This window comes from Janthinobacterium saanense (assembly GCF_014200675.1).
Classification (GTDB): domain Bacteria; phylum Pseudomonadota; class Gammaproteobacteria; order Burkholderiales; family Burkholderiaceae_D; genus Janthinobacterium.
Map to the genome: position 1 here is coordinate 1 of NZ_JACHCI010000023.1, position 26,305 is coordinate 26,305.

The window sequence follows — 26,305 nt, forward strand, 5'->3', positions numbered from 1 at the left end:
TATGGAAAAACTGTGAGCACAAACTAGAGACGAGCCGACAATTTGTCGTGCTCGCCTTTTTGTCACTCTTGCTTCATAGACTTTGAACTGGTTCTTAGATACTGATAGGAGTTCCAGGTTTTGTTTGATTACTTGATACACTCATTTTTCATTATCAAAAAATAAACCTATAGTCTGTTCGTGCGCCGCAGATCCCACAACAACCGGCCACCGCTGACCAGGCACAGCACGATAATCGCCATCGACAGCGGCAAATGAAATTGCTCGCGTCCTGCCAGTGCAAAGCCGGTGTGAATAGCGAAAGTGGCGATGCCCAGGGTGGCGCAGCAAGTGGCGTAAAACGGCGCGCGCGGAGTCGATAGCAGCACGTGGCGATAGCCCACCAGCACCAGGGCAATGGCGGCCAGGTTGAAGGCGAGGAAACCCTGCACCCCGCCCGGCAGATAAAACATGTCCCACTCTTGCCAATAAGCAGCATCGATCTGATGCAGGATCAGGCACAGCATGGTGCAGAAGTAACTACGCGTCATCATTGTTCTCATTCGTTAATATTGACGCAATTTTAACGCGCAAAACGATATTTCCGAACGCTGCGGTCTTTTTTAAGGCCAATCGCTATTTGTTTGATATAAATGCTTTCTCACTAAGAATCATGCATACTGCTGATCAATATCATTGATACGAGCCCCGCATGACAAGTACCCAGCCGGCTGTGGAAACCAAGCTCCAGGACTTCGAATTTGAAGCGATGAATCTGCAGGTAGGCGGGCGCATCCAGTTTATTACCCACCGCACCATCAAGCCTGTCCAGCATTTCTCGACCCTGATCGGTTATGTCAAAGATGAGTATTTGATCGTCAAGATTCCCATGGATAACGGCGGCCCCGTCATGCTCAACGAAGGCGACAAGCTGACCATCCGCGTGTTTTCCGGCGTCACCGTGTGTTCCTTTTCCTGCAGCGTGCAGCGCGTGTTCGGCCGGCCCCTCAATTATGTGCACCTGAGTTTCCCTGACGCCATACAAGGCACCAGCCTGCGCACGGCCATGCGCGTCAAGGTGGAGATACCGGCGCAACTGAGCTATGCGGAAATGCCCGCCGTCTCCGTCTTCATCATCAATCTCAGCGTGTCAGGCGCGCTGATCGAATCGCCGGCCATGCTCACACCGGGCGAAGATGGCGTGATGCTGAGCTTTACCTTGCTGGCGCCCCCCAACCGCCACCAGATGCGGCTCGATACGCGCGCGCGTATCCAGAATGTGAACATGAACAAGGCAACGGTCGGCAACGAGCAGGGCGACAGCTATACCTATGGTCTGCAATTCATCGACCTGGAACCCACCCACTACACCTTGCTGCAAAACCTGACCTACGAGGCCCTGATCGTGGATAGGCAAAAAATCGTCTGAGCGCCAAGCAGCAGGCAACGCTCACAAGGAGGCGGATTTTTCCGGAATATTGTTTTTGGTAATCGCCGCCAGTGCCGCCGGATTCGTCACGGTGGTTCTGTTGAACCAGGTCAGGCTGCTGGGCCCCGGCTTCATTTCCATCGTCACCGTCTTGCCGCCGATATCCTTGCCCAGGTCATTGGCCAGGACTAGCTCGATATTGCCCGCAGTCACCTTGGCGCTAGCCACTTCATGCGTGGCACTGAAGAGAGGTATATCGCTGGGCGCCCCATCGACTGACGTGCTGCAAGCTATCGCCTCGCCGCCATTTTCCTGCACGCACAGCGCGACGGCTGTTTTCAAGGGCGCGGCGGCGGCCAGCACATTGCTGACCTTGGCGCGCATGGTGTAATCGCTATATTGGGGAATCGCCACGGCCGCCAGGATGCCGGCGATGGCGACGACGATCATCAGTTCGATCAGGGTAAAACCGGCCTGCAGACGTGGACTCATTATCTCCTCCAATAGGTGGTATGCGATAAGAGTGGTGATGCAAGTGCTGTGCCAGGCACGGCCCTGCCGCCACGCCCGGGCGGCGGCAGGGGTTCAGTGCTTCAGGCAACGGAAGCGACGTTTTTTGTCAGACTGTGCCCGCTGCTGTCCTGGCGGGTCAGGCAGCGTCCGGGGCCTTTTTTTCCGCAAAGTACGGGTAGGCAAGCGGCAACAGCAGCAAGGTAAAGAAGGTGGCCGACACGATGCCGCCCACGATCACCACGGCAAATGGCCGCTGGGTTTCCGAGCCGATGCCGTGCGACAGGGCCGCCGGCAGCAAGCCCAGGCCGGCCATCAGCGCCGTCATCAGAATCGGGCGCAAACGCGCCACGGCGCCGGCGATGGCGCTTTCCACGGCGCTGCCATTGCTCTTGGCGATCTCGATAATCTGCTCGACCATGATCACGCCGTTCTGCACCGAAATACCGGCCACGGCGATAAAGCCGACGGCCGCCGAGACGGAAAAATGCAGGCCGACCAGGCCCAGGCCCAGGATGCCGCCGATCAGGGTGAATGGCACGATGGACAGGATCAGCATGGCCTTGCGCACGGAACGGAAAGCCCAGAACAGCAAGGAAAAAATCAGCAGCGCCGTGATCGGCACGATCACTTCCAGGCGTTTCACGGCCCGTTGCTGGTTTTCAAACTGGCCGCCCCAGGTAATCTGGTAGCCGGGTGGCAAATGCACCAGGCGCGCCACTTTCTCTTGCGCTTCAGCAACGAAACTACCCTGATCGCGGCCCAGCAGATTGGCCTTGACGGAGGCATTGCGGCCACCGGCTTCACGGCTGATGCGCGCCGCGCCCTGGCGCACTTCGATGCGCGCCAGTTCAGACAGCGCCACCGTACCGGCCCCGCCCGGCAAGTTGATTTGCAGGGCGCCGATGGCGTCGACAGAATCGCGCGCCGCTTCCTGCAGGCGCACGGTGATGTCGTAACGCTGGTCACCCACGAAATAGGCGTTGACGGCATTGCCCGCCAGCGCAGTCTGCACGGCGGTATTGACGTCGGCTACATTGACGCCCAGGCGGGCGATGCGCTCGCGGTCGATCACGATGTCGAGTTCGCTCTGGCCGCCGATTTTCACCGCTTCCACGTCGGCCGCGCCGGCAATGCTGTTCAGGACGCCGGCAATCTGTTCGCTTTTTTGCGTCAGCACGTCCAGGTCGGGGCCATAGATCTTCACGGCGATCTCGCCTTTCACGCCGGACAAGGCTTCTTCCACATTGTCTTCGATGACTTGCGAAAAATTGGTCGGCACGCCGGGCAGGCTGCGGATCCTGGCCGACATATCGGCCACCAGCGCATCCTTGCCGTCAAAGCGCCAGGTATCGCGTGGTTTCAGGTCGGCCAGGATTTCCATATTGTTGCTGCCCTTGGGATCGGTGCCATCATCGGGCCGGCCCACGTGCGAAATCACATTGCCCACTTCAGGGTAGGACATGATGATGGCGCGCACCTTTTGTTCCACTTCACGCGTCTTTTCCAGCGAACTCGATGTCGGCAGGCTGATCGTCAGCCACAGATTGCCTTCATCCAGTTTGGGCAGGAACTCGCTGCCCAGCAAGGGCGCCAGCGCCAGCGTGACCACCAGTACCAGCGCCGAGGCCAGCATCACGGGAATGCGGCGGCGCTGGGCTGAACCCAGCAAGCGGCCATAACCATCCTGGATGCGCTGCAGCCAGGTGCTGTGCTGTTCCGCCATCGGATAGCGGCGCATGGTCCAGGCCAGCAAGGTCGGGATCAGGGTCATGGTGAGGATGATGGCGCCCAGCATGGCAAAGCTGAGCGTGAAAGCTACCGGCGAGAAAATCTTGCCTTCTACCCGCTGGAAAGTGTAAATCGGAATAAAGGCCACGATGATGATGGCCTTGGCAAACAGGATCGGATGGCCCAGTTCCACCACCGTCTGTTTCAAGGTGCGTTCACGCAGCGAAAAATCGAGCCGGCCCGGTTCGCCCAGCAGCGCCAGACGCACCAGCAGCGCTTCGACCAGCACCACCGCGCTGTCGATAATGATGCCGAAGTCGACCGCGCCCAGCGAAATCAGGTTGGCGGGAATGCCGCGCGCGTCGAGCATGATGAAGGCGAACAGCAGCGACAGGGGAATCACGGCAGCGACGATCAGTGCGGCGCGCCAGTTGCCGAGGAATATGATCAGGATGGCGATCACCAGCGCTGCGCCCACTAATAGGTTTTCCGCCACCGTGTGCACGGTATGGCCGATCAGTTCCGTGCGGTCATAAATCGTGCGCAAATGCACGCCTTTCGGCAAGCGCGTGTCGAGGCCGGCAATCGCCAGCTTGACGTCGGCCACCACCTTGGCGGCATTGCTGCCCTTGCTCATCTGCACGATGCCTTCGACCACGCTATCCTGGTGATTGAAGGCCACCACGCCGGAACGGGGGCGATAACCGATTTTCACGTCGGCCAGGTCCGACACCAGCACCGTGCGTCCGCCCTTGGCGCTGACGATCACGCGACCGATATCGTCGATGCTGTTGAAGATGCCGATGCCGCGCACCACCAGCGCTTCATCGCCGCGGCGCACCAGGCCGCCACCGACGTTGGCGCTGTTATTCGTCAAGGCGGTGCTGACCTGGTCGATGGTCACGCCATAACGCTGCAGGGCGGCAGGATCGACTTGCACCTGGTATTCCTTGACGGTGCCGCCAAAGCTGACCACGTCGGCCACGCCAGGCACGATGCGCAGCGCCGGGCGTATCACCCAGTCTTGCAGGGCGCGCACTTCATTGGCGTCCATGCCGGGCGGCGCTTCGATGACGTAGCGGAAGATTTCACCGACGGCCGTCGACAGCGGCGCCAGGCTGGCTTGCACGCCAGTCGGCAGATTGACGTTCTGCAACTTTTCCAGCACTTGCTGGCGCGCAAAATAGTCATCCGTGCCATCGGCAAAGGTCAGGGTCACCACCGACAAGCCGGTAATCGTCACGGAGCGCAACTGCGTCTGCTGCGGCACGCCGCTCATTTCGCGCTCGATCGGCAAGGTCACATTGCGTTCGACCTCTTCCGGCGCCTGGCCCGGAAACTGGGTAACGATCTGCACCTGCACGTCTTGCACGTCGGGAAACGCCTCGATCGGCAGATTAGTCAGCGCGCGATAACCAAACACGCCCAGCGCCACCGTCAAAATCAAGACGAAGACGCGCTGCGCCAGGACAAAATCGATCAGCTTAGTGAGCATTGCTGTCTACCTCGGCGTTCAGCAAAAAGGCGCCTTCGGTGACCACTCTTTCACCGGCGGCAACGCCTGCATCGACAAAACTGCTGTCACGGCCCTTGATGCGCACATTGACGCGGCGTTTTTCAAACGTGCCAGGCTGTTTTTCCACGAAGGCATAGCTGTACATGCCTTCGGCAAACAAACTGGTATTGGGCAACTCCACCGCCAGGCTGGCGCCATCGCCGGCCAGGAAGGACGCGCGGGCAAACATTTCCGGTTTTAACTGGCCATCGGCATTGTCCAGGGTGCAGCGCACCTGGATGCGGCGCGTCAAGGGATCGAGCACGGGCGCGATATGCGCGACCCTGGCGCTGAAGCGGCGGCCCGGATAAGCATCGGTTTCTATGCTGACCAGCTGGCCTTCATGCACGCTGGCAACGGCGCTTTCGGGCACGTCGACCAGCACCCACAAGCGACGCAGATCGCTGATGACGAACAGCGGACCGGGCGCATCGGGGCGCACTTCCTGGCCAGGATTGATCTGGCGGTCGGCGATGATGCCGGCCAGCGGCGCGCGCAAGGCATAACGGCCATTGTCGCTGCCGGCCGCATTCAGGCTTTGCATGCGCAGGGCGGCGCGGCGCGTTTCCGCGTGGGCTTGCTGGAAGTCGGCATCGGCCGACTCATAATCCTTGCGCGCCAGCACTTCACCCTTGAACAGGGTTTCGGCGCGCTGGAAGGCCAGGTGCTTGCGCAGTTCATCGGCCTGGGCCTTGCGCCAATCGGCTTCGGCACTGGCCAGGTCAGGCGAATCGAGGTCGGCCAGCAGGGCGCCGCGCGCGACCTTGTCGCCACTATCTGCATGCAGGGCCAGCACGCGGCCCAGCACGGGCGAGCTGACGCGCGTGGTGACGTTTTCATCGTAGGCGATGCGGCCATTCAAGGCCGCGCTGGCGGGCAAGGGGACGGCGCTCACGGCGGCAATTTTCAGGGTCGACAACTGTGGCGCATTGGCAGCGAAATGCAGGACACCGGGCGTTGCGCTGGCAGGCTTGGCGGCACTGCTGCTGGCCTGGGACGCTGCGTGGGCGCGTTGCATATACTGGACGCCGGCGACGGCGCCGCCGCACAGCAGGACAAACAAGGAACCATAGGTCAAGGTGCTGCGCGATATCATGGTGTCGTACTTTCAAAGGAATCGGTGCGGATGGAGGCTTGCCAGGCGGCCAGGGCCTTGGCGTAATCGCTGCGGGCGGCCAACGCGTCGAGCTGCACGGCGCGGTAATTGCGCCGCACGTCGAGCACATCGGCAATTGCCATGGCGCCATGCTGATAAGCAAATTCAGCGGACTGGGCCGACTTTTTCGCCGCGGGCAGCAAGCTATCGTCGATACGCTGCAAGCGTTCGCCATCGCTGCGCACATCAAGTTCTGTGCGGCTCAGTTCGGCGCGCGCCTGGATGCGCGTCTGCTCCAGGTTTTCCTGCGCGGCATCGAGCGCCACTTGCGCGCTGCGAATCTCGCCGTCGTACTGGTAACGCAGGAACAGCGGCACTTGCAGCGAAATGCCGAAGCTGTTGCCGCTGCCCTGGGGGTTGCTCGGGCTGACCGGATAGTGCTCAGCTTGCACGCCGACGGACACATCGCGCGTGCGCGAGGCCAGCGCCAGCTTGTGCGCCGACAACGCCGCCGCTACGCGCGCCTGCGCCGCCATCACATCGGGACGCTTGGCGATGGCTTCGTCGCTGTTCAAATTATCCGCACCAGCGCCGTCGTCCTTCGAGAAAGCACCAAAGGCAACGGGCGTCGGCCAGCCATCGGCCAACGGCAATTGCGCCTCACGTGGGCTCAAACCGGTCAGCAAGGCCAGCGCCTGGCGCGCATGGACGACATCGCTGCGGGCCTGCACTTCATCGTTGGCCGCGCGCAGCGCTTCGACTGCCAGCCGCGCCACGTCAGCCGGCGAAATATCGCCTGCCTGGCGCTGCTTTTGCGCCGCATCAACGCTGCGCTGGTACAACTGCGCCGTCTCGGCCAGGATGGCCTGGCGCTGGCTGGCCGCCAGCACATCGTAATAGGCCTGGCTGACGGCAATGCGCAACTGGCGCCGCGCTTCGCGCAAGTCCGCCTGCGCACCCTCTTCCTGGTGCAGTGCGCCTTGGCGCCGCAGCTCGCGCTTGCCGCCACGTTCCAGCAACTGGTCGATGCGCACGGTGCTGTCGACCGTCTTGCTGCGCAAGCTGCCGGCGCCCACGCCCGCGCCAGGGTTGATATTGGCCGTCTGCACGGTCAGCATGGGATTCGGTGCGGCGCTGGCGGAAATCACATCGGCGCCAGCGCCCTGCAGCGCCAGATTGGACATGCGCACATCGTGATTGCGGGCCAGCGCCAGGCGCTGCAGCGCGTCCAGCGGCAGGCTGTCCGACAAGCCGGCGTCGGCCTGCGCCAGAGGAGAAAAGCACAGCGGGATCAGCATCGCCAGACGGCGTAGGTGTTTCATGGAAATAGGCATGCGCTTGAGGATTACTCTAGAGAAGGTGGCAACAAGGTCGAGATGCGCGACAACTGGCCGCGCGCACAATCGGCGGGCCACAATTCCACCTGGGTGTCAGGCAGCAGCGCCAGGCCGTCGGGCACTTCGGCCACGGCCGTGCGCATGGTGCGTACATGGCGGTAGCGCAATGCGACAAAATGCCGCGTCGCCAGGTCGCTATCGGATAACTGGAGCAGGCAAAGCGGCAAATCGGCGTTGCGCCCCGGTGGGTAGGCGGCGACCACCCAGGCGCGATGCGCGCCGTGCTCCCAATCCACCTTGGGCGCGGCGCTACAGGCGCACAGCAACAGCAGGCATAGCGCCGCAGCGCCCGGCTTTATGGCATGCATAGAAAGGATGTGAATCTTGTCGATGTAAGTGCCCACTAAGGGCGCAGGATAGGAAGTACAGCCGCATCATAGGTCGCGCTGGCCGCAAACGGTGTTACAAGTTGGTAATGTCATACGCCTGTCATCCAGCGTGCAGACGGCAGGATGCGGAGGGGAATAAGAGGGAAATAAGAGGGAAATAAGAGGAAAATAAGAGGAAAATAATTTTGGGGCCAGAGATAAAAAAAAGGAGCCGAAGCTCCTTTTTTTATGTCTGGCGATGGCCGGCTAAATTACAGCATGGCTTTCAGCAGACGCGCCATTTCCGACGGGTTTTTGGTCACGGTGATGCCGCAAGCTTCCATGATTTCCAGTTTGGCTTGTGCCGTGTCAGCACCGCCAGAGATCAGCGCGCCGGCGTGGCCCATGCGCTTGCCTGGAGGAGCGGTCACGCCAGCGATGAAGCCAACGACCGGTTTTTTCATGTTGTCTTTGATCCAATAAGCCGCGTTGGCTTCGTCTGGACCACCGATTTCGCCGATCATGATGACCGCGTCGGTATCTGGATCATCATTGAACATCTTCATGATGTCGATGTGTTTCAGACCGTTGATCGGGTCGCCGCCGATGCCGACTGCCGACGATTGGCCCAGGCCCAGTGCGGTCAATTGACCGACTGCTTCATAGGTCAGGGTGCCCGAACGCGATACTACGCCGATGCGGCCTTTTTTATGGATGTGGCCTGGCATGATGCCGATCTTGATTTCGTCCGGGGTGATCAGACCTGGGCAGTTAGGGCCCAGCAGCAGTGTTTTGCTGCCCGACTTGGCCATACGGTCTTTCAAAGCCATCATGTCACGCACTGGAATGCCTTCGGTGATGCAAATGGCCAGGTCCAGTTCAGCTTCTACAGCTTCCCAGATCGCCGCTGCCGCGCCTGCTGGCGGTACGTAGATCACGGAAACGTTGGCGCCGGTTTCTTTTTTCGCTTCTGCAACGTTAGCGAAAATAGGAATGCCTTCGAAATCTTCGCCGGCTTTCTTCGGGTTCACGCCAGCCACGAAAGCGGCTTTGCCGTTTGCGTAGTCGCGGCAACCGCGGGTGTGGAATTGACCGGTCTTGCCGGTAATACCTTGGGTAACGACTTTGGTATCTTTATTGATCAGAATGGACATGTTGATTCCTTAATTAAGCTTGACCGGCAGCAGCGGCAACGACGCTCTTGGCTGCATCTTCCATGGTGTCGGCTGCGATGATAGGCAGACCGGAATCGGCCAGCATCTTTTTGCCCAGGTCTTCGTTGGTGCCCTTCATGCGCACCACCAGCGGTACGTTCAGCGAAACGGCTTTCACCGCGGCGATGACGCCTTCAGCGATCACGTCGCAACGCATGATGCCACCGAAAATATTCACCAGGATGGCTTTCAGGCCTGGGTTTTTCAGCATGATCTTGAACGCTTCGGTTACTTTTTCTGCCGTGGCGCCGCCGCCTACGTCCAGGAAGTTGGCAGGCTCGCCGCCGAACAGTTTGATGGTGTCCATGGTCGCCATGGCCAGGCCAGCACCGTTGACCAGGCAACCGATGTTGCCGTCGAGCGAAATGTAAGCCAGGTCGAATTTCGAGGCTTCGATTTCAGCTGGATCTTCTTCGTCCAGGTCGCGCAGGGCGATGATTTCCGGATGACGGAACAGCGCATTCGGGTCGAAGTTGAACTTGGCGTCCAGGGCGATGACCTTGCCGCTACCGGTGACGATCAGCGGGTTGATCTCGGCCAGCGAGCAATCGGTTTCCCAGTAGGCTTTGTACAGGCCTTGCAGGTTGACGCGCGCGTCGGCGATCGAACCGGCAGGCACGCCGATTTTGGTCGCGATGTCGTCTGCCTGGGCATCGGTCAGGCCTACGCTAGGCTCGATGGTGACATGGTGAATTTTTTCAGGGTGGCTCTCGGCCACTTCTTCGATGTCCATGCCGCCTTCGGACGACGCCATCAGGACGATTTTCTGGGTAACGCGGTCGGTGACCAGCGAAACGTACAGTTCCTGTTTGATGTCGGCGCCTTCTTCCACCAGCAGGCGGTTGACTTTCTGGCCTTCGGCGCTGGTCTGGTGCGTGATCAGCTGCATGCCCATGATCTCGTTAGCGTATTGCTGGACCTGTTCGATCGATTTCGCCACTTTCACGCCGCCACCCTTGCCGCGGCCACCTGCGTGGATCTGTGCCTTGACGACCCACACCGGGCCGCCCAGGGTTTCGGCAGCCTTGACTGCCTCGTCGACGGACATGCACGGAATGCCGCGTGGCACCGTCACTCCGAATTGCCGGAGGATTTCTTTGGCTTGATACTCATGGATTTTCATGCTGGCTTCCCTTCTGATACTGATTTGTAAAAATACGGTTAGTGGTGCAAAAAAACAGGAAAAACAGCGCCGGGATCACGCTTTGGCTACCCAGCGCGGGTAATACTGTGCAACCGCCCCGCCATCGGTGCGCAGGGCGTGGCACTTGTCGAGTTGAAACGGCTTTTCATGCGGCAAATCAGCATTCGCACCGTCACGGGTCGACCAGACATCGCCGGCAAATGCCTGAACCGCCGCAGTCGGCAAGACTTGCGCCAGTTCGGTCAGATGGGTACAGCCGGCGATTCCCGCCAGGCGCTCTTTCAAGTCGCGGCGGAAATTCTTCAATAGATTCAGACCGATCAGCGCCTGGTAAGCGGGGCCGATGGTATCGCAAAAGCCGGGATAGGGTACGGAATCGGAGGCAGCTTCAGCCTCGACGATGGTCAGTTCGCGATCAACGGTAATGCGCAAATGGAGGTCATGCAGGGGGGTACCGGCGGGACGGGGTCCGGAGGCCAGGATAGCGTCGAACGATTTGATGTCGGTGATGCGCGCGTCAATATCCCATAGGCCATCCGCGCGCGCGTACGCTTGGACGTCGATAACGCGGGAGTGCCGTAGGGCGCGCCGGGAAACGGGAGTTGACAGGGGCATAAGACCGATGCTGCTTGCGCAGCCAAAATTTAGTAAGCAGCCATGTGCATAAAGCACGCCGTTCGCAGCTTCTACGAACAGCAACCGCACCTGCGGCGCCGCAAAAACCCTAAAAGTGTAGCACAGAGCGCGCTAGTTGCGCCGCAACATAATTTTTTATTGCCAGCAATACAAGTCAGCTAATCATCGCTGAAAACGAGAAAATGAATGACATTCATTCGCAATCGATATAACTTGAAATGGGGCGGCATCACTGCGCTCCCGTGCCTTCCCGAGTTCAGCCGATAATGCCGACTGCCTGCAAAACAGGCAGCCCCCGCTCGGCAAATTGTTGCGCTGCCCGATACAACTCTGCCAGGTTCTCGTCTTCTGTCAGCAAGACCTGGCCATCCTTGGACAGCAGGCGATTCATGCGCTGCAGCACGGGCCATACCTCACGCACCCATTCCTCAGGAAGCTGCCACCCCTGCAGTTTTGCTCGCAGGAATAGCTGTTGTAAATGTGGTACAAATATGCCGCCGCCGGTAACAGGACTGGCCAGCGTATTCAAGTCGACGCGTTCCAGCGCCAGTTCCAGCAGATGGCGATTCAAGCGCTCCGTCTGCGGCCGCGCCGCAGCAATTTCGACCTCATCCTGCACGGCATTGACGCTGCCCTTGCTGATCAAAATCATTATGATCTGCAACAAGGCGGCCAGGCTAACCTCCCGCTCAGCCAATGCCTGCTCCAGCTCGCCAATAGTGCGGACGCGGTGGTCAAACAGCAGGTCGAGTACAGGACCGTAGACAAGCTCATCCATATCGGCGTCACCCAGCACGCCGTGCACGCTCAGCACGACCTCATCGCGGGGCGTCAGCAGCAGCACGCGCACCGCACGCAAGGCCTTCGCCTGGGCAAATGGCGTCAGCTTGCGGGCGCCCTTGACCCAGTAATCCTTGCGAAATTGCTGGTTGACCAGAAACGCCCGCGTCGTTTCGCGGAAGATGGGATCGGGAATATCGGCCAGGAATTGCTGATGCTCGGCCGTCAGATTGAGCATGTCGACATGGTCGGTATAAGTGGCGGACCCGGCAAAATCCAGCTTGGCCTCGACCAGCAGGGCCGCCGCCCTGGAAAACGCCATCGGTTGCCAGTCCATATTGAAGTACTCATGCGCAACATAGTTGCGGTCCAGCGCCTTGAGCTTGTCGAAACGGTCGGCCAGCAGCGGGTTGGCCAGCATATAGCGCGGCTGCGTGGCAATCATGCGTTCGACGAAATCGATCGCGCCTTCGATGCGCGATAACACGCCGACGCCGGGCGCAGCCATCACCCGGCTATGTTCGGAAAGCAAGTCGCGCAGCGGCATCATGGCCGCCCAGCCAGGCTGGGTGTTGTAGCTGATATAGGCAACGCCGCCTACCTTCAGCTTGCGGTGCAGGAAGTCCACGATCAGCGCGCGGTTTTCCTCCGAGACCCAGCTCCAGATGCCATGCAGGGCGATATAGTCGAAGTCGGGCAAGTCGTCGCGCTGGCAAAACTGTTCGAACGATTCATCGCTCAACTGCGCGCCGGCGCCGGCGGCGCCAGCCAATTCTTGGGCAAACGCAACCTGGGCCGGATTAAAATCATTGCCAAACCAGCGCGTACTTGATGCCGCTGCGTGGATATTGACACTCACGCCCTGGCCAAAACCCAGCTCGCACGCCGTGCCGTGCGCTGGCAGAGCCAGGCCGGCCGCCAGCAGCGGCAATTGCAGACGCAGCGGGTTCAGTTCTTCGTAATAGCCATAGGTGTAGGCGACTTCGGCTACGTAGCCGGCATTCCAGTTGCTCATCTCGGTATCCTGTCATCCTGTTGTGCGCACGGCACATGATCAATGGCACAAGGATAACGTATTGCGAGAGTAGCGCAAGCAGAGAAAAGAAGGCTTTTCAGAGGGGGAAATGCAAGCGAAGGCGCCAGGCTTGCGTTGACAAAGTCTTATTCCTCGTCCGGGTCCAGCCCTTTCAGGGCCACGTGCACGGCCTTTTGTGAGAAGCCGCGCTGCATCAGGAAACGCATCTGCTTGTTGCGCTGTTCGGCGTCTGATGCCACTTGCCCGAACTTGCGGCGCCACACTTCACAGGCACGCGCAACTTCACCCTCGGCCAGGCCGGCCTTCAATTCCTGCAGCGCCTCGCCGCCGATGCCATGGCTTTGCAGCTCGGCCATGATGCGGCTGTTGCCGAAGCGAGCCGAACGGCGATGGATCAAGGATTCGGAAAAACGCTCCTGCGACAGCCAGTTGGCTTGTTCCAGGCTGTCGAGCAAGGCTTCCACGTCGTCGCCCTCCTGCGCATGCCGCTGCAGCTTGCGCCGCAATTCCATGCGGCTATGTTCACGCATCGACAGAAAGCGTAGCGCCCTGCCCTTCAGGCTTAGTTGTACCGCTGCCATACCCTACCTTTTTATCCATACCCGAAACACAATTGCCGCCAGGCGCACGGGCGCAAGGCGGCAATCATTGTAAAACTTTTATGCGGCCAGCTAACACTGGCCACAGCGCGACGGCTTACTCGGCAGCCTTGGCTTCCATCGCCTTGGCGGCTTTATCGGCCTTGTCCGCCTTATTATCGCCCTTCTCAGCCTTTTCACCCGCCAGCGGCGGCAGTTCGCGCACGCCCAGCGAAGCGCGTACCTTGTTTTCAATTTCACGCGCCAGCGCCGGACGCTCTTGCAGGAAGGCGCGGGCGTTGTCCTTGCCCTGACCGATGCGTTCGCCGTTGTAGCTATACCAGGAACCGGATTTTTCCACGATCTTGGCATCCGAACCCAGGTCCAGGATTTCGCCTTCGCGCGAGGTGCCTGCGCCGTACAGGATGTCGAAATGCGCTTCCTTGAATGGCGGCGCGATCTTGTTCTTGACGACCTTGACCTTGGTTTCGTTACCGATCACTTCATCGCCCGATTTGATCGAGCCGGTGCGGCGGATATCGAGGCGCACGGAAGCGTAGAATTTCAGCGCATTACCGCCGGTCGTCGTTTCAGGGCTGCCGAACATCACGCCGATCTTCATGCGGATCTGGTTGATGAAGATGACCAGGGTATTGGTGCGGTTGATGGAGCCGGTCAGCTTGCGCAGGGCTTGCGACATCAGACGTGCTTGCAGACCTGGCAAGGAGTCACCCATGTCGCCTTCGATCTCGGCGCGTGGCGTCAGGGCGGCCACGGAGTCGATCACGACCAGGTCGACGCTGCCCGAACGCACCAGCGCATCGCAGATTTCCAACGCTTGCTCGCCCGTATCCGGTTGCGAAATCAGCAATTCGTGCAGGTTGACGCCCAGCTTTTGCGCGTAACCGACGTCCAATGCATGCTCGGCATCGATAAAGGCGCAGGTGCCGCCCAGTTTTTGCATTTCAGCAATGGTTTGCAGGGTCAAGGTGGTTTTACCCGACGATTCAGGACCGTAGATTTCCACTACGCGGCCACGCGGCAAGCCGCCTACGCCCAGCGCGATATCGAGGCCGAGCGAACCGGTCGACACGACTTGCACTTCTTCGATCGCTGCGCTGGCATCCATGCGCATGACCGAACCTTTGCCAAACTGCTTCTCGATCTGTGCCAGTGCGGCGGCGAGCGCCTTGGCTTTTTCCGATGCGGGTACTACAGCTTTTTTATCGTCCATATGTTCTTTCAGCGTTCTTTCAGCCTGGGCGCGGGGTAAAGTCTCGCGGGCTTGGTTAAATTCTCTAAACAGTCACTACTGTATAAAAAAACAGTGATCAATGCAAGCGGAACGTGGATTTGTTTTGAAACAGATCAATACAGTCCTTGTTTCACACAAATACTCGCCACCTTGCGGAAAATGAAACACAATACAATCAAACTTCTCTTTTTCTATTGCTGCAAGCTTAGGAAGTGCGACCATGCGTATTTTACTTGCCGAAGATGACAGCGTGCTGGCCGATGGCCTGACCCGTTCGCTGCGCCAGTCCGGTTATGCCATCGACTACGTCAAAAACGGGCAGGAAGCCGACACCGCGCTGTCCACCCAGGAATTCGACTTGCTGATCCTCGACCTGGGCCTGCCCAAGATGTCGGGCCTGGAAGTGCTGCGCCGCCTGCGCGCCCGCGCCTCGCTGCTGCCCGTGCTGATACTCACGGCGGCCGATTCCATCGAACAGCGCGTCAATGGCCTGGACCTGGGCGCCGATGATTATATGGCCAAGCCCTTCGCCCTGTCGGAACTCGAAGCTAGAGTGCGCGCCCTGACGCGGCGCGGCGCGGGTGGCGGCGCCACCGTCATCAAGCATGGCCCGCTCAGCTACGACCAGGTGGGGCGCAGCGCCTACATCAACGAGCAGATGCTGGACCTGTCGGCGCGCGAACTGGGTTTGCTGGAAGTCTTGCTCAACCGCACCGGCCGTTTGGTGTCGAAGGAGCAACTGGTCGACCATCTGTGCCAGTGGGGCGAGGAAGTATCGAACAATGCCATCGAAGTCTATGTGCACCGGCTGCGCAAGAAGATCGAGGTCGGCGGCGTGCGCATCGCCACCGTGCGCGGCCTCGGTTACTGCCTGGAAAAATATTCGGAAGCGGCACGCCTGAGCGCTGAAGCAAGCCAGGCCGCTGGCGCCGCCGGCAAGTGAAACCGCGCGAGGCGCCCAACGACGAGGCCGCGCAAGACGATTGGTTCGAGCCGCCGCCCAGCGAGCAGGACGACACCATCCAGCATTCGCTGTTTGGCGAAATCCTCGACTGGATGCTGGCGCCCTTGCTGCTGCTGTGGCCGATGAGCATCGCCATCACCTATCTGGTGGCCAAGGGCATCGCCAACCAGCCCTTCGACCATGCGCTGGAAGACAGCGTCACCATGCTGACGCAGCAAGTCAAGCAGCCAGGCGGCCAGTATTTCAGCCAGCAGCCTGAACGGACCGGGCGCACGGCGCGCGACTTTTTGCGCGGTGACGATATCGATACCGTGTATTACCTGATCGTCGGCCAGGATGGCGGCTACGTCGCAGGCGACCGCGACTTGCCACCGCCGCTGGACCCGGAACGCTATCGCAGCGGCGTGGTGCTGTTCCGCAGCGACACCATCCATGGCACGCCCGTGCGCGTGGCGTTTTCCTACCTCGACATGCCCGCCAGCGCCAGCGGCGAGGAGCCGCGCCGCGCCCTGGTGCAAGTGGCCGAAACACTGGAGAAGCGCGCCCAGCTGGCCAATGAGATCATCAAGGGCGTGATCTTGCCGCAATTCATTATCTTGCCCATCGTGCTGGCCCTGGTCTGGTTTGCGCTGGCGCGCGGTCTGTCGCCGCTGGCGCAATTGCAGGAGCGCATACGTGCGCGGCCGCCCGATGACCTGAGTCCCATCGAAACGGACCAGGTGCCTGAAGAAATCACGCCACTGGTCGGTTCGCTCAATGACATGCTGGCGCGGTTGTCGCTGTCGATCGACATGCAGAAGCGCTTTATTGCCGACGCGGCGCATCAGATGAAAACGCCGCTGGCCGGTATGCGCATGCAGTCCGAGCTGGCCTTGCGCCAGACCGACCACAATGAGATACACCGCTCATTGATGCAGCTGGCCAAGAGTTCGGAATCGGCCACGCGGCTGGTGAACCAGTTGCTGGCCCTGGCGCGCGCGGAAAACCAGCCCCAGGCAGGCACGGCGTTCCAGCCTATCGACTTGAACGAACTGGCGCGCGGCGTGGTGCATGACTGGGTGCAAACCTCGTTCGCCCAGCAGATCGACCTGGGCTTCGAGCAGCCGCCGTATCCCATCATGATTTCCGGCAACGCGATGATGCTGCGCGAACTGCTGGGCAACCTGATCGATAATGCCCTGCGCTACACGCCCTCGGGCGGCAGCGTCACGGTGCGCGTGCGCAGCACCCTGGACCTGGCGATCCTGGAAGTGGAAGACACGGGCCCCGGCATACCGCAAGCGGAGCGCCTGCATGTGTTTGAGCGCTTTTACCGCATTCTTGGCAGCAATGCCGACGGTAGCGGACTGGGCCTGGCCATCGTGCGCGAAATTGCCCAGCAACACGGCGCCGAAGTCGACATCTTCAATAACCCGCGCGCGCAATCGCCCAAGCTGCCCGGCACCTTGTTACGCCTGAGTATAGCCCTGCTGCTGCCGGACGCGCCCGAACCGGATGACATCAGCTATGGATAAGCCGACCGATCACGCCGCCCTGCTGGCGCGCCGCGCCGCGCACTGGCGCAAGACACAGCGATTGACGCTCATCCTGCTGCTGGCCTGGCTGCTGACGGGCTTTTTGACCGTGTTTTATGCGCGCGAACTGCTGCATTTGAATCTGTTCGGCTGGCCCTTGCCGTTTTATATGGCAGCCCAGGGCGCCTCGCTGGTGTACCTGGCCATCATCGGCGTGTATGCCTGGACCATGCGCCGCCTGGACCGCGAATTTCATCAGGCACAACATGCTGCCGGGAAACAGCCATGAGTACACCACGCACTTTCTTTGCCCGTTTGTGCCGCTATTATCTGCTGTTTTCTGCCGGCTTCGCCGCCTTCCTGCTGGCCCTGAGCGTGCTGGAGCAGGAAGGCATGCCGCGCGCGTGGATAGGCTATCTGTTCATGATCGCCACCATCAGCCTGTACGCCACCATCGGCGTCATCAGCCGCACCTCGAACGTGACGGAATATTATGTGGCGGGACGAAGAGTACCGGCCATGTTCAATGGCATGGCCACCGCCGCCGACTGGATCTCGGCGGCCAGTTTCATCAGCCTGGCGGGCGGCCTGTACCTGAACGGTTTCGACGGCCTGGCCTTCATCATGGGCTGGACCGGCGGCTATTGCCTGGTGGCATTGCTGATCGCGCCCTACCTGCGCAAGTTTGGCCAGTACACGATTCCCGATTTTCTGGCGGCCCGCTACGGCAGCGGCGCCGAAGGACGCGGCGCACCGGTGCGCGTGGTGGCCGTGGCCGCCACCATCATCGTCTCGTTCACTTATGTGGTGGCGCAGATTTACGCGGTGGGCCTGATCGCCTCGCGTTTCACGGGCGTGGATTTTTCGGTCGGCATTTTCCTGGGGCTGGCCAGCATCCTGGTCTGCTCCTTCCTCGGCGGCATGCGCGCCATCACCTGGACGCAGGTAGCGCAATACATCATCATCCTGGTGGCCTTTTTGATACCCGCCATGTGGCTCTCGGTCAAGCATGCAGACAATCCCGTGCCGCAACTGGCGTATGGCAAGGTGCTGCCGCAACTGAGCGCGCGCGAACATGTGCTGGAGAACGACCCGAAGGAAAAGGAAGTGCGCGACATCTTCCTGCAGCGGGCGAAAAACTACCAGGCGCGGCTGGAACGCTTGCCCGTATCGTGGGAACAGGGGCGGCTGGCGGCCCAGCGCCAGCTCGACAACTTGCGCCTGAAAAACGCGCCGCTGCTCGATATCCGCAATGCCGAGCGCTACCTGCTCGCCTATCCCAAGAATGCGGACGAGGCCCGCGTGCTGTGGCAGGCGGCGCAAGCCATGAACCAGAAACGCGCCGAGCCGATCACGCCACATGCGCAGCCGTTTCCTGCGCCGGACCGAGAACAATCGGATATCAAGCGCAATAATTTCCTGGCCCTCGTGTTTTGCATGATGCTGGGCACGGCTGCGCTGCCGCATATCTTGATGCGCTCCTACACCACGCCCTCCGTGCACGACACGCGGGTGTCCGTATTCTGGACCCTGTTCTTTATCTTGCTGATTTATCTGACCATCCCCGCGCTGGCCGTGCTGGTCAAATACGATATTTATTCGGCGCTGGTGGGCACGCAGTACGCCAACCTGCCCACCTGGGTGTCGTACTGGGCCAATGTGGATAAACTCAATCCCCTGATCAGCATTGTCGACGTGAACCGCGACGGCATCGTGCAACTGGCAGAGATCGCCATCGACGCCGACGTGCTGGTGCTGGCCACGCCGGAAATCGCCGGCTTGCCGTATGTGATCTCCGGGCTGGTGGCGGCCGGCGGCCTGGCGGCGGCCTTGTCGACGGCGGACGGCTTGCTGCTGGCCATTTCCAATGCGCTCTCGCACGATATCTATTACAAGGTGGTCGACCCGACCGCCTCGACGCGCAAGCGCGTGACAATTTCCAAGTTGCTGCTGCTGGCGGTGGCCTTCATCGCCGCCTACGCCGCCTCGCAAAAACCGGCCGACATTCTGTCGCTGGTGGGCGTGGCCTTTTCACTGGCCGCCTCGACCCTGTTCCCGGTGCTGGTGCTGGGCGTATTCTGGAAGCGCGCCAACCATTACGGCGCACTGGCCGGCATGCTGACGGGCTTTGGCGTCTGCCTGTATTACATGGTGCACACCAGCAGCATGCTGGGCGGCAGCGCAGCGGAACAGTGGTTCCATATCGCACCGATTTCCGCCGGTATCTTCGGCATGCCGGCCGGTCTGGCGGCGACCGCCCTTGTCAGCTGGCTGACGCCTAAGCCGGGCCGCCGCAGCACCGGGCTGGTCGAGCATATCCGGGCGCCGGAATCGCCGCAATAAAGACCTGTACGGGGACTAGTCAAAAGAGCGGCCAAATGTTAGCCTGAGAGAAACAGTATAAAAATAAATACTGTATTTAATAATCTCCGAGGAATATACATGCAGTCCAGCCTGACCCGTCTTGCCCTTTCTTTCAGCACCCTGCTGTTGAGCACCTCTACCATCTTGCCAGCGTACGCCGATACCGGCACAAAACCCGCCACCCAGGCTGCCACGCCAGTGCCGATTGAGGATTTTTTCAGCAATGCCGCCCTTAGCGGCGCCGTGCTGTCGCCGGATGGCCGCCATCTGGCGGTGCTGGTCAGCGCCAAGGGAGGACGGATCCAGCTCTACACGGTCGACCTGCCCAGCATGAAGGTCAAGGGCCTGACCTCGTTCGAGGACGCCGATATCGATCGCATAGACTGGGTGAACAACCAGCGCATCGTGTATAGCGTGGCGGACCGTAATATCGCCCAGGGCGACGTGCGCTATGGCCCCGGACTGTACGCCATCAATATCGATGGCAGCGGCTACCGCCAGTTGGCCAGCAATACTTACGCGCGAAATAGCACGGCAGGTTCCCGCATCTCGCAATCCATGCTCAGCTGGAGTACGCAACTGTTCAAGACCAGCAGCGATGCCGCTAGCGACGACGTGTTTGTCACTGAAACCCGTTTCAGTACCACAGGCAAGCCGTCGAGCGTGATACTGCGCTTGAACACGGTAACAGGCCTCAGCAAGCTGGCCGCTTCACTGAACGAAGCGCAAGGCTGGCTGATGGACAAACAGGATGAAGTACGCATTGCCATCACCAGCACTGACACGAAAGAAACCATACACTATCGCGATAATGCGGCTACGCCGTGGCGCAAGCTGCACGAAAGCGATATCTACCATCAGGTGAAAGGCGACTTCACTCCCGCTTTCTTCGACGCCAAAGGCAATTTCTATGTCCGCGCCGGGCACCATGGCATGGAAGCGCTATACCTGTATGACTTGAAGACAGCGACCATGAAAGACACGCCGCTGGCCGATACGCCAGGCTACGACTTCGAAGGCCAGCCAGTGCACAGTGAAAAAAAACTGCTGGGACTGCGCTTTGAAACGGATGCCGGTGGCACCATCTGGTTCGACAAGGACCTCACTGCAGTCCAGGCCAAAGTCGATACCTTGTTGCCTAACACCATCAACAGACTGAGTGTTCCCCAGCGATCGGAAACACCGTTCGTGCTGGTAGTGGCGGCATCCGATGTCGAACCTGGCACGGCGTTGATCTACAACACGGAAACGGGCGCGCTGATGCCGCTGGGTGGCAGCCACCCGGCCATCGATTCAAGCCGCATGTCGCCCAAGACCATGGTGCGCTACAAGGCGCGCGACGGTCTTGAGATTCCCGCTTACCTGACCCTGCCAAAAGGCAAAGGCGGCAAGAACCTGCCGATGGTGGTGATGGTGCATGGCGGTCCGTGGGTGCGCGGCGGCCACTGGAACTGGAACCGCGAAACGCAATTTCTCGCCTCGCGCGGTTATGCCGTGCTGGAACCGGACTACCGTGGCAGCACTGGCTATGGCGCGGCGTTCTACAAGGCTGGCTGGAAGCAATGGGGCTTGAAGATGCAGGACGATATCGCCGATGGCGCCCGCTGGGCGATTGCCCAAGGGTATGCCGATCCGCAGCGCATCTGCATTGCCGGCGCCAGCTATGGCGGTTATTCAACCTTGATGGGCCTGCTAAACGATGCCGACCTATTCAAGTGCGGCATCAACTGGGTGGGCGTGACCGACATTAACATGATGCGCGACGGCCACTGGACGGGCGATTCCGACCTGGCCGATTCGTATAAAAAATATGGCATGAAAGACATGGTCGGCGATCCCGTGCTTGACGCCGCGCAGCTGAAAGCCACCTCGCCCATCGTGCAGGCAGCCCGCATCAAGCAGCCTTTGCTGCTCGGTTACGGCGGCGCCGACCAGCGCGTGCCGATCAGCCACGGCCGTGCATTCTATGATGCCGTCAAGAAAAACAATTCCCAGGTTGAATGGGTGGTTTACCAGGAAGAAGGCCACGGCTGGGCACTGCCGAAAAACAACGTCGATTTCTGGACCCGCGCGGAAAAACTGCTGGCGCGCAGCATCGGACCGGGCAATGCCCCGGTAACGCCAGGAGCCAACTAAGCATGCGCTACACAACACTGGTATTGCTACTCTGCTGTACTGCGTTCGGCACACGCGCTACGGCAGAGACACCGTCCACGGCCACCGTCCTCGTCACGGCACCCTTGTCCATCGAACAATTCTTCAGCCATGTCTCGCTGAGTGGCGCCCTGCTGTCGCCAGATGGGCGCCAGCTGGCCATGCGCGTCACGCCGGCAGAAGGGCGCGACCGCCTGGCCGTGCTGGATCTGGCCAGCATGCAAACGCGCAATGCGGTCACCTTCAGGGATGCCGATATCGCTGACTTTCTGTGGGTGAATGAACGGCGCCTGGCCTTTCGTCTGACCGACAGGCAAGAGGGCAGGAAATGGTCCCAGTACGGCTCGGGACTGTACGCCGTCAACACGGATGGCAGCCTGATGCGCCAACTGGCAGTGCACCAGGACCCGCCCGATACCATGAATGAGGGCCGTGCCAGGCCAGGGGAAATCGATCTGCAAAATGCAGACCCGGCCATACAGGGTGAACGCCGGGGAGGACCGCAGACGAAAGCCGGACGCCCGCTCCTGCCCAGCAATACCACGCTGATGGACAGCATTGGTGACCAGAGCGGCAACGCCATTTACGCGGTACAAACGGCACACGACGATTTCGGCGCCATCCTGTCAGCAGGACTGATGCGGGTGGACTCCATCAACGGCAGCCATGGCGAAATCGATTCGCCCAGGGACGTGCGCTACTGGCTCTACGACCACGGCGGACAGGCACGCATCGCCACTGCGCAAACGCGCGGCCAGAACCTCGTGTACTGGCGCGACCCGGCCACGGAAACATGGCAGCTGCTGGCGCAATTCGACCCGCGCAGCAATGAGAGCAACGTTTTCGAACCCGCCTTTCTGACACCGGAGGGCGATTTTTATGTCACCGCCCGCAAAGGCGGCGACAAAGCTGCGCTCTACCGTTTCGACCTGAACACCAGGCAGCTCGATGCACAAGCCGTGGTTTCCTCGCCCGACTACGATATTCGCGCCAGCATGGTACGCAGCAGCACCCGCCTGCTGGGCATACGCTACGTCACCGATACGGAAAACACGCTCTGGCTGGATGCCGGGATGCAAGCCATACAGCACACCATCGACACCCAGCTACCCGCCACCGTCAATACCCTGAATGTAGGCGAGCGCAGCAGCACGCCCTTTGTACTGGTATCGAGCCAGTCTGATAGGCAAGCAACCATCTACCGCATCTTTAACCGTGACACAGGCAAGCTGACGCCACTGGCCAAATCGCGCCCTGCCGTCAATGAAGCACACATGACCGCCAGGCAATTACAGCACTATACGGCGCGCGACGGCCTGCGTATTCCAGCCTGGTTATCCTTGCCCCGCAGCGGCCCGAAACAGAAGCTGCCGATGGTCGTCCTGGTGCATGACGGACCATGGCAGCGCAGCAACTGGGGCTGGCATGGCGAAACACAATTTCTCGCTTCGCGCGGTTATGCCGTGCTGGAACCCGAATACCGGGGCAGCATCGGTCTCGGCGATGCGCATTTCCGGGCCGGCTGGAAACAATGGGGCTTGAAAATGCAGGACGATCTGGCCGATGGCGTGCGCTGGGCCGTCGCCGAAGGCATCGCCGATCCGCAGCGCGTCTGCATCATCGGCACGGGCTATGGCGGCTATGCTGCACTGATGGGCCTGGCGCAAGATGGCGATCTGTACCGCTGCGGCGTGGCCAGCTCGGCCGTCACCGACCTGGCAGCAATTGCTGATGGTAAATGGCGCGTAGGCGCAAATCTTGACGAACGCTATGACCGCTACCCGGCCGCCAGCCTGATCGGCGACGCCCGCAACGATACGGCGCAATGGCGCGCCACTTCCCCCCGTTACCTGGCGGCGAGCATTACGCAGCCACTGCTGATGGCACATGGCGATGCCGATAGCTTGTTGCCTGCGTCCGACGCCGAAGCTGTCTACCGGACGATCAAACAGACTCACGCCCAGGCGCAATGGTTGCGTTATGACGAAGAAAGCTACGGCTGGCACCTGCCCAAAACCCGCATCGATTTCTGGAGCCGCGTGGAAAAATTCCTCGACGTAAATATCGGAAAAAGTCGCGCGGCAGAGAAAAAGGAGTAGGCTGGAGGACCGTTCCACTTACAAGGAAGCCTCATGCCATCTGGAAAAATTCTTGTCGCCCAGGGTGGCGGCCCCACCGCCGTCATCAACCAGTCGCTGGTGGGCGTGGTGCTCGAATCGCGGCGCTTCCAGCACGTCACGCGCGTGTATGGCGCGCTGCATGGGGTGCGCGGCATCATCAACGAGGAATTCGTCGACCTGACGCAGGAAACCAGCCACAACCTGGAACTGGTGGCCGCCACGCCATCGTCGGCGCTGGGCTCCACGCGCGACAAGCCCGATATCGCGTATTGCCAGCAAATCTTTGAAGTGCTGCGTGCGCATGAAATCGAACATTTCTTTTACATCGGCGGCAATGATTCGTCCGACACAGTGCGCATCGTCAGCGAAGAGGCGCACAAGGCCGGCTACCCGCTGCGCTGCATCCACATTCCCAAGACCATCGACAATGACCTGGTCGGCAGCGACCACACGCCCGGTTTTCCGTCGGCCGCCCGTTTCGTGGCGCAGGCATTTGCCGGCGCCAACCTGGACAACGCCGCTCTGCCCGGCGTGTACGTGGGCGTGGTGATGGGCCGCCACGCAGGTTTCCTGACAGCCGCCGCCGCGCTGGGAAAAAAGTTTCCTGACGATGGACCACACCTGATCTACCTGCCCGAGCGCGTGTTTGTGCTCGATCAATTCCTGGCCGACGTCAAGGCCACCTATGAAAAATATGGCCGCTGCGTGATCGCCGTCTCGGAAGGCATCCATGACGCCTCGGGCGAGGCGATTGCCAGCCTGCTGGCGCAAAAGACAGGCAATGCGGTCGAGCGCGATGCGCACGGCAATGTGCAATTGTCGGGCACGGGCGCGCTGGCCGACCTGCTGTGCGATGAAATCAAGGACAAGCTGGGTATCAAGCGCGTGCGCGGCGATACCTTTGGCTATCTGCAGCGCTCTTTTATCGGCTGCGTGTCGGACGTGGACCAGCGCGAAGCGCGCGAGGTAGGCGAAAAAGCCGTGCAGTTCGCCATGTGGGGCGACCGCGACGGCTCGGTGGCCATCAAGCGCACGGGCTTTTATTCGGTCGACTACGCCTTGCTGCCATTAACCGACGTGGCGGGCAAGACGCGCACCATGGAAGACGAATTCATCAGCGAGAGCGGCACCGATGTGACGGATGCCTTCCGCATGTATCTGCGCCCGCTCTTGGGCTCAAGCATGCCGGACGCCTTCCGCCTGCGGGCGGCGAAAGTGGCCAAGGTGCTCAAGCCCTGAGCGATCAGCCCTGCGGCTGTTCAGTCGCAGGACTGTTTTTTACCTCGGCCTCCTGCAAGGCTGGCAGCAGCGGTGCGATATTGCCGTCCGATGGCAAAGGCGCCAGGTCCAGCAAACGCATCAGCAGCGGATACACATCGACGTTATCAAACGCCGGCAACACCACGCCAGGCTTGAAGGCAGGGCCGGTGGCGATGAAGGTGGCGCGCATCTCGGGCGCCTGGTTGTCGTAGCCGTGCGTTCCACCTTTCAGGCGCGCAACGGCCTTGTCGTTGAACAGCAGCGACCAGCCCGGTTCACCCAGGCACAGATAGGCTGGCACGCGCGCATTGTGGCCAAATTCCAGGCGTGCCGGAATCTCGGCCTTGCGCCAGCACTGCATGTGTTCGTGCGGCTGCAACAAGGCTGCCTCGACCACGGCTTCCTGGCCTGGCGCAGCATCCACGCTGGCATACGGGCCGCTGGAGGTGATGCGATAGCTGCTTTCTGGCGCCAGTTTGTCCATGCGTACCACTTTATCCTTGCTGACGCCCGCCATGCCGTGATCGGAAACGATGACGATATTGGCGGCCAGGTGGCGGCTGCTGAGGCCTTCCATCAGATGGCCCACCGCCTGGTCTACGTGCGCCACCGCTTGCGTGACCTGCTCGCTGTCCGGTCCGAAATCATGGCCGGCATGGTCGACGTCGTCCAGGTACAAGGTCATGAAGCCAGGTTGCGACTCGGCCGGGCCGTCCAGCCAGGACAGCAGCTTGTCGACGCGTTTGGCGGCCGGCAGCTTGCCATCAAAGGCCGGCGCCTCGGTCGGACGCACACCATGGATGGCCGCTTCGGAACCGGGCCAGAACATGGTCTTGCTGCGGATGCCGTGCAATTCGGCCGTCACCCACACCGGCTCGGCCTGGTCCCACCAGCGGCGGTCGAGCACGGCGGCGGTATTGCTCATGCTGAAACGCACGCCGGGAATGGCGGCGTCGTTCATGGTGTTGCCGACAATGCCATGGTGGTCCGGGCGCAAGCCCGTCACCAGCGTGTAGTGGTTCGGGAAAGTGATCGACGGAAACGATGGCAGCATGGCGACAGCGCGCACGCCACCCGCCGCCACCTGGTTCAGATTCGGCGTAACGCCACGTTCCAGATAGTCAGGCCGAAAACCATCCATCGACACCAAAATGACGGGCGTGCGGGCCGAGGCGTAGCCAGCCGCAGCCAGCATGAATAAACAGGCAATTTTTTTCAACAACATACAAAAACCTCATGATCGGGATAGCGGCATTGTAAGCGCGGCGGATGACAGCGGCA

At 60.5% G+C, this 26,305-nt stretch carries 21 protein-coding genes; 8 read left to right on the forward strand and 13 right to left on the reverse strand.

Going from position 1 to position 26,305, the window contains the following annotated elements; all coding sequences use genetic code 11:
• Positions 1-167: 167 nt before the first annotated feature.
• A complete protein-coding gene (locus HDE72_RS23435; RefSeq protein ID WP_221291381.1) occupies positions 168-533 on the reverse strand; it encodes a DUF6713 family protein in 366 nt (121 codons plus the stop codon).
• A gap of 158 nt (positions 534-691) precedes the next feature.
• Between HDE72_RS23435 and HDE72_RS23440 the strand changes: the two genes are divergently transcribed.
• On the forward strand, positions 692-1,408 hold the full coding sequence (locus HDE72_RS23440; RefSeq protein ID WP_183746697.1) for a flagellar brake protein: 717 nt from the start codon (positions 692-694) through the stop codon (positions 1,406-1,408).
• A gap of 21 nt (positions 1,409-1,429) precedes the next feature.
• Here the strand turns inward: HDE72_RS23440 and HDE72_RS23445 are convergent, their stop codons facing one another.
• The 11 genes from HDE72_RS23445 to recA all read right to left on the reverse strand — a co-directional run bounded on the left by HDE72_RS23445 (position 1,430) and on the right by recA (position 14,627).
• Entirely contained in the window at positions 1,430-1,900 is a 471-nt protein-coding gene (locus tag HDE72_RS23445) for a pilin (RefSeq protein WP_183746700.1), read from the reverse strand.
• A 157-nt stretch (positions 1,901-2,057) separates the two neighbouring features.
• Positions 2,058-5,144, reverse strand: a complete 3,087-nt coding sequence (locus HDE72_RS23450) for an efflux RND transporter permease subunit (RefSeq protein WP_183746703.1) — start codon at positions 5,142-5,144, stop codon at positions 2,058-2,060.
• Positions 5,134-6,300 (reverse strand): efflux RND transporter periplasmic adaptor subunit, encoded by a 1,167-nt coding sequence (locus tag HDE72_RS23455; RefSeq protein ID WP_183746706.1) that lies wholly within the window; start codon positions 6,298-6,300, stop codon positions 5,134-5,136. Before HDE72_RS23455 ends, HDE72_RS23450 begins: the two co-directional genes overlap by 11 nt.
• Positions 6,297-7,622 carry a TolC family protein gene (locus tag HDE72_RS23460; protein WP_183746709.1) on the reverse strand — a complete coding sequence of 442 codons (1,326 nt, stop codon included), beginning with the start codon at positions 7,620-7,622 and terminating at the stop codon, positions 6,297-6,299. The genes HDE72_RS23455 and HDE72_RS23460 overlap by 4 nt, the downstream gene beginning before the upstream one ends.
• A gap of 23 nt (positions 7,623-7,645) precedes the next feature.
• Positions 7,646-8,005, reverse strand: a complete 360-nt coding sequence (locus HDE72_RS23465; protein WP_183746711.1) for a hypothetical protein — start codon at positions 8,003-8,005, stop codon at positions 7,646-7,648.
• A gap of 272 nt (positions 8,006-8,277) precedes the next feature.
• Entirely contained in the window at positions 8,278-9,159 is an 882-nt protein-coding gene (gene sucD / locus HDE72_RS23470) for a succinate--CoA ligase subunit alpha (protein ID WP_183746714.1), read from the reverse strand.
• A 13-nt stretch (positions 9,160-9,172) separates the two neighbouring features.
• A complete protein-coding gene (sucC, locus tag HDE72_RS23475) occupies positions 9,173-10,342 on the reverse strand; it encodes an ADP-forming succinate--CoA ligase subunit beta (protein ID WP_183746717.1) in 1,170 nt (389 codons plus the stop codon).
• A gap of 75 nt (positions 10,343-10,417) precedes the next feature.
• Positions 10,418-10,978: a DUF2889 domain-containing protein gene (locus tag HDE72_RS23480; RefSeq protein WP_183746720.1), complete on the reverse strand. Its 561-nt coding sequence runs from the start codon at positions 10,976-10,978 to the stop codon at positions 10,418-10,420.
• 277 nt (positions 10,979-11,255) lie between these two features.
• Positions 11,256-12,794 (reverse strand): class I SAM-dependent methyltransferase, encoded by a 1,539-nt coding sequence (locus HDE72_RS23485; RefSeq protein ID WP_183746723.1) that lies wholly within the window; start codon positions 12,792-12,794, stop codon positions 11,256-11,258.
• A gap of 146 nt (positions 12,795-12,940) precedes the next feature.
• Positions 12,941-13,396 (reverse strand): recombination regulator RecX, encoded by a 456-nt coding sequence (recX, locus tag HDE72_RS23490; protein WP_183746726.1) that lies wholly within the window; start codon positions 13,394-13,396, stop codon positions 12,941-12,943.
• Positions 13,397-13,511: 115 nt separating this feature from the next.
• Positions 13,512-14,627 (reverse strand): recombinase RecA, encoded by a 1,116-nt coding sequence (gene recA, locus HDE72_RS23495; RefSeq protein WP_183746728.1) that lies wholly within the window; start codon positions 14,625-14,627, stop codon positions 13,512-13,514.
• Between the two features lie 241 nt (positions 14,628-14,868).
• On the opposite strand from recA, the gene HDE72_RS23500 reads away from it, so the two are divergent.
• The 7 genes from HDE72_RS23500 to HDE72_RS23530 all read left to right on the forward strand — a co-directional run bounded on the left by HDE72_RS23500 (position 14,869) and on the right by HDE72_RS23530 (position 25,003).
• Positions 14,869-15,591 carry a response regulator gene (locus tag HDE72_RS23500; RefSeq protein WP_183746732.1) on the forward strand — a complete coding sequence of 241 codons (723 nt, stop codon included), beginning with the start codon at positions 14,869-14,871 and terminating at the stop codon, positions 15,589-15,591.
• Positions 15,588-17,126, forward strand: a complete 1,539-nt coding sequence (locus tag HDE72_RS23505; RefSeq protein ID WP_311735280.1) for a sensor histidine kinase — start codon at positions 15,588-15,590, stop codon at positions 17,124-17,126. Before HDE72_RS23500 ends, HDE72_RS23505 begins: the two co-directional genes overlap by 4 nt.
• The gene (locus tag HDE72_RS23510; RefSeq protein WP_183746735.1) at positions 17,119-17,415 is read left to right on the forward strand and encodes a DUF4212 domain-containing protein; all 297 of its coding nucleotides are present in this window, start codon (positions 17,119-17,121) and stop codon (positions 17,413-17,415) included. Before HDE72_RS23505 ends, HDE72_RS23510 begins: the two co-directional genes overlap by 8 nt.
• Entirely contained in the window at positions 17,412-19,469 is a 2,058-nt protein-coding gene (locus tag HDE72_RS23515) for a sodium:solute symporter family protein (protein ID WP_183746738.1), read from the forward strand. The genes HDE72_RS23510 and HDE72_RS23515 overlap by 4 nt, the downstream gene beginning before the upstream one ends.
• 99 nt (positions 19,470-19,568) lie before the next feature.
• A complete protein-coding gene (locus HDE72_RS23520) occupies positions 19,569-21,626 on the forward strand; it encodes a S9 family peptidase (RefSeq protein ID WP_183746740.1) in 2,058 nt (685 codons plus the stop codon).
• A 2-nt stretch (positions 21,627-21,628) separates the two neighbouring features.
• A complete protein-coding gene (locus HDE72_RS23525; RefSeq protein ID WP_183746743.1) occupies positions 21,629-23,743 on the forward strand; it encodes a S9 family peptidase in 2,115 nt (704 codons plus the stop codon).
• Between the two features lie 33 nt (positions 23,744-23,776).
• Complete coding sequence (locus tag HDE72_RS23530; RefSeq protein WP_183746746.1) at positions 23,777-25,003, forward strand: 6-phosphofructokinase; 1,227 nt, start codon at positions 23,777-23,779, stop codon at positions 25,001-25,003.
• 4 nt (positions 25,004-25,007) lie between these two features.
• On the opposite strand, the gene HDE72_RS23535 is transcribed toward HDE72_RS23530, so the two are convergent.
• Positions 25,008-26,249, reverse strand: a complete 1,242-nt coding sequence (locus HDE72_RS23535; RefSeq protein WP_183746749.1) for an alkaline phosphatase family protein — start codon at positions 26,247-26,249, stop codon at positions 25,008-25,010.
• Between the last annotated feature and the right edge of the window lie 56 nt (positions 26,250-26,305).